At 40.7% G+C, this 3,897-nt stretch carries 5 protein-coding genes; all 5 read left to right on the plus strand.

Features of this window, described 5'->3' with window-relative positions:
• The first annotated feature begins 512 nt into the window (after positions 1-512).
• The gene (locus VPR01S_RS22755; protein ID WP_021707524.1) at positions 513-1,100 is read left to right on the plus strand and encodes a PDDEXK family nuclease; all 588 of its coding nucleotides are present in this window, start codon (positions 513-515) and stop codon (positions 1,098-1,100) included.
• A 142-nt stretch (positions 1,101-1,242) separates the two neighbouring features.
• A complete protein-coding gene (locus tag VPR01S_RS21820; RefSeq protein WP_021707525.1) occupies positions 1,243-1,674 on the plus strand; it encodes a hypothetical protein in 432 nt (143 codons plus the stop codon).
• A gap of 144 nt (positions 1,675-1,818) precedes the next feature.
• Positions 1,819-2,211, plus strand: coding sequence for a hypothetical protein (locus VPR01S_RS21825; RefSeq protein ID WP_021707526.1), 393 nt, complete (start codon positions 1,819-1,821; stop codon positions 2,209-2,211).
• 150 nt (positions 2,212-2,361) lie between these two features.
• Positions 2,362-2,775 (plus strand): hypothetical protein, encoded by a 414-nt coding sequence (locus VPR01S_RS21830; RefSeq protein WP_017049006.1) that lies wholly within the window; start codon positions 2,362-2,364, stop codon positions 2,773-2,775.
• 144 nt (positions 2,776-2,919) lie between these two features.
• Positions 2,920-3,357 carry a hypothetical protein gene (locus tag VPR01S_RS21835; RefSeq protein WP_021705395.1) on the plus strand — a complete coding sequence of 146 codons (438 nt, stop codon included), beginning with the start codon at positions 2,920-2,922 and terminating at the stop codon, positions 3,355-3,357.
• Positions 3,358-3,897: the final 540 nt, after the last annotated feature.

A 3,897-nucleotide genomic window follows, 5' to 3' on the forward strand; every position in this document is an offset into this window, starting at 1 on the left:
CTACTGTTAACGATTAGTTTTTATGGTGAGTTGTCCTGCGTTTGCTGCTGGTATTTTGGGTTCAAACAGCTTGATTAGTCGCTATCTGTTTCGTAGGTTCTTTGCTGAAAATGCCATTTGAAATCCTCGAAAGCGCTAATATGCCAACCCCCATTTTCGCTTTCATTCGTACATCGTTGTGGCAATTATCTAACCGTAACTTCAGTGGGTGGCCCGTTTTTAACCAGTCAAGTTAGTCACTAGCTGAAACCTTGTTTGTGGAAGCTGTCGTGGGGCAGTAGCCAGTAAAAATCTAGTTGGTTTTTGGTGTTGAATCTGGTGCGTTTTTTGAGCCTAGAGCGCGTGGAAAGTACTTTATTAACAATGTGTTCAAGACGGATTCACAACGCTCGGCAGTTTTAGTTGCAAATTTTAGTTCAGTGATTAAGGTGGTTGTATTGCTTGAAGTGGGGCGTTGCTCACCACTTAACACGGCGTTAGGCTAAATTATTTAAGTTAGGAGATACGACTCTATGGCAGTAGAAAGAGTTGAGGCAATTAAAACAACATATAAAGGCATTGAATACCGCTCACGAACAGAGGCTCGCTGGGCTGTTTTTTTTGATGGTATTGGAGTGCAATTTGAATACGAGAAAGAATATATAGATTTATCAAATGGTCAAAAATATCTACCAGATTTTTTTCTTCCTGAATTCAATGCATTTTTTGAAGTGAAGCCAAATTCAGACGCTATAGTCACTGAGGAATGTACCAAAGCTCGCCTGCTTTCTCAGGACCTGGCTGATCAAGCTATTAACGTTTGGTTAGCTACTGGTGGTCCTTCAGAACAAAATGGAAATGTGATACCACTAAACCATTGGGATTTATCAGACGACATTGAGCATATTCTATCCGTTAGGGAAAACCGCTATATGTTTTATCAGGACCGTAGAGATGAGGGTATCTACTGGCTATATGCTGTAGATCATACAGATACTATGAGATCGGCATACTTTATTGGTGGTTGGGGAACAGAAACAGATCATTTAAAAGAGCCAATGATGTTCGGTCAGGTTCAGGCTGCATATCAAAGAGCTCGCGAATATCCGTTCGAAAATTAAGCCTAACAAACTGTTTAAGAGTGATTCGCAACGCGTGGCATTTTTACTATGCGTTGATTTTAGTGATTAAGGTGGTTTGCAGCGGCTTCTGTATTGCGTTGCTCACACCTTAACAGGGCGTTAGCCATTTAAAGGAGAATATATGAATAATCGATTGAGTTTAGCAAGCAAGTCGTATGACGATTTGAAAGAGCAGTTTGTAAAGTTTATTTCTAATCCTGAAGCTAAGTTAAGTAAAATTAGTAGCTTACAGGTTCACCCTTCAGATGGACACATATTGGTGATAGAAACTTTTGGGAAACTACTGGAGTTTAGGTTTAGTATGGTTTTTCAAAGTGATATTGAAGTACTTGGTCAGATCACTGTCTTTTATATACAAAACCCTGACAACCACTTGCGAACCGAAGCTCCACTTGCATCTATCTGGTTTGATAGTTTAGGTAATGTTAAAGATACCCCTACATCTTTCTCGACACATACAACCAGCGATGAACGTTCACTATTTGTATTTGTGAATACAATTCTAGGATCATTCCTCAATACGGAGGAGTTCTCCCCTAGGCCACATGGCTAACAAGGCGTTTAAGACGGATTCACAACGCTTGGCATTTTTGGTTTGAGTCAGCTTAAGTGTTTACGGCACAATTGTTTAGATTGGTGGTCGCGTTGTTCACCACTTAACGCGGCGTTATATTGGTAATTGAGTTGGGAGCTTTAAATGAGTGATGTATTAGGTTCAATTGGTCAGGCGATCAGTCTGGCAAAGCGTCTACGTGAAATCAGTAAAAATATCGAAGATGCCGAGTTTAAGAATTTGTTAGCAGATTTGAACTTAGAGCTAGCAGATACAAAATTGGCACTGGCAGATGTTATGGAACAAAACTCGCAGCTAAAACTTGAAGTTAACGAACTGAAAAACTCTCAGGGTAGTAATTTAAGTCAGTTAGAGTTCAGAGGTTTTGCTTACTATGGTGCAAATGACGATGGTCCTTTCTGTTCAGCTTGTTACGAAACAAAGAATCAGCAAGTCAGGTTAAGCAAAGTATCAGGTACATTCCGTACTTTTGGTCATCATAAATGTCCATCTTGTAAACAGTATTACGGTGGCTAAACCAATATAACAAAGCGTTTAAGACAGATTCGCAACGCTCGGCATTTTCGGCTTGATTCAGCGTTAGTGTTTTCGGCGCAATGGTTTAGGTTAGGCGGTCAGCGTCGCTCACTACTTAACGCGGCGTTATGTTCTCGGAGAAAGTTAAGAATGGCAGACATTAGAGTATTTATAAATCAAGGTAGATATGACCATGATTCAAAAAGACTTTTTGTTATTCGTGAAAACGCTATCAACACGGGGAGTTTAGGAATCCAAGATGCTGCAGAACAGAGAATTAAGAAGTGTTACCCCAAACTCTATCAGCGAAAAATAGGGCAGCTATTCCGACGCCAACGAGATCCTAAGTTCAAGTGCTATTGTAACAAACCTCAAACATTAGATGACGTGTGTAAAGATATCATCAAGAATACAGTGCCATATCATGCTCTTAGTTGTGATGCCTGTTGGCAAGAAGATCTCAGTACAACTTGGGGCTACTACGGTTATATAAGTAAGGTTATATCCAAAGATGTGTGGCAAAAGCTATGTGATGACAGGGCTTATGCAAAATTTGTTGAGTAACGAACATAACAAACAATTTAAGAGGGATTCCCAACGCTTGGCATTTTTGGTTCTACTTCAAATTTAGTGTTTATGGCACAATGCGTTAGGTTGGGTGGTAGCGTTGCTCACCCCTTAATTGGGCGTTATGTACTTAGGGGTAATATGGAAACTTTTTTAGCATCAATATTGGGCTCTGTTTCGACGTTGACCATCTTTGGCATCGTCGGGTTCTTGTGTAAAAACTGGTTGTTGGAGCGCCTAAAAGCTTCGATTAAGCATGAGTATGATCTTAAGCTAGCAGAAGTCGAACATCAGCGAGAAATGCGTTTAAAAGGTGAAGTTGTTGCCGAATTGCTAGCTCAGTGGCTAAGAGCTGAAAAAGAGTTAGATTATTACCAGCTTAACAAGTTGGCTTTCCAAGCTTTTGTGTGGCTTCCGGAGGACTTAGCGAAAGATTTATCCGAATCTCTAGCACACAAGCTTGGCTCTGATGATGTTCGCGCGTTAGTTAAAAAAGTACGTAGTCATTTGCAAGGTTCAGTGGATGGATTTGAGCAAAGCAAGGTAATAGTATTTCAAGACCCGAAAGCACGTACATAACAATCTGTTTAAGAGTGATTCGCAACGCTTGGCATTTTAGCTATGCGTTGTGATTTGTGTTTAAGGTGGTATGCGGGAGCTTAGGTATTGCGTTGCTCACACCTTAACAGGGCGTTAGTACGGGATTGGCCTCAAAGGTTAAAGTTTAGGTGTTTATCGGTTTCGTTTCTCAGCTTTACACCTGAACGGGCATGGCTTTCACGTTCTTTCCGGTGGCACTATATGCGGAGTTTCCGCTTTGACCTCACCGTTTACGGCTTCTAACTTTTTGGTTATTTCTTGGGTGCGGCTTCTCTTGTGTGGTTGGTTATTGCCTTAAATCAGGTTCTTTGGTGTGGTTGTCAAAGTTCGGTGACCGAATCCTTTGTTAATTTGAAGCTGGTTAAAATAGGGTAGTTTGGCGTGTTTTTCTTCTAGCCAGCTTGCGTTTTGAGGTTGAGTTCTAGTTTCGCATCTGTCCCTTTAGCTTCAGCGTTTTAAACCACAACTTTCGTGCTATATTTCAATATCTTGGTGCAAACCAAAAAGTTTAGGAACAGC

The sequence above is a fragment of the Vibrio proteolyticus NBRC 13287 genome, from assembly GCF_000467125.1.
GTDB classification, from domain to species: domain Bacteria; phylum Pseudomonadota; class Gammaproteobacteria; order Enterobacterales; family Vibrionaceae; genus Vibrio; species Vibrio proteolyticus.

Excerpts from the sequence above, each read along its gene's own strand:
- VPR01S_RS22755 (WP_021707524.1), top strand. The coding sequence starts at position 513 with ATGGCAGTAGAAAGAGTTGAGGCAATTAAAACAACATATAAAGGCATT.
- VPR01S_RS21820 (WP_021707525.1), top strand. The coding sequence starts at position 1,243 with ATGAATAATCGATTGAGTTTAGCAAGCAAGTCGTATGACGATTTGAAA.
- VPR01S_RS21825 (WP_021707526.1), top strand. The coding sequence starts at position 1,819 with ATGAGTGATGTATTAGGTTCAATTGGTCAGGCGATCAGTCTGGCAAAG.
- VPR01S_RS21830 (WP_017049006.1), top strand. The coding sequence starts at position 2,362 with ATGGCAGACATTAGAGTATTTATAAATCAAGGTAGATATGACCATGAT.
- VPR01S_RS21835 (WP_021705395.1), top strand. The coding sequence starts at position 2,920 with ATGGAAACTTTTTTAGCATCAATATTGGGCTCTGTTTCGACGTTGACC.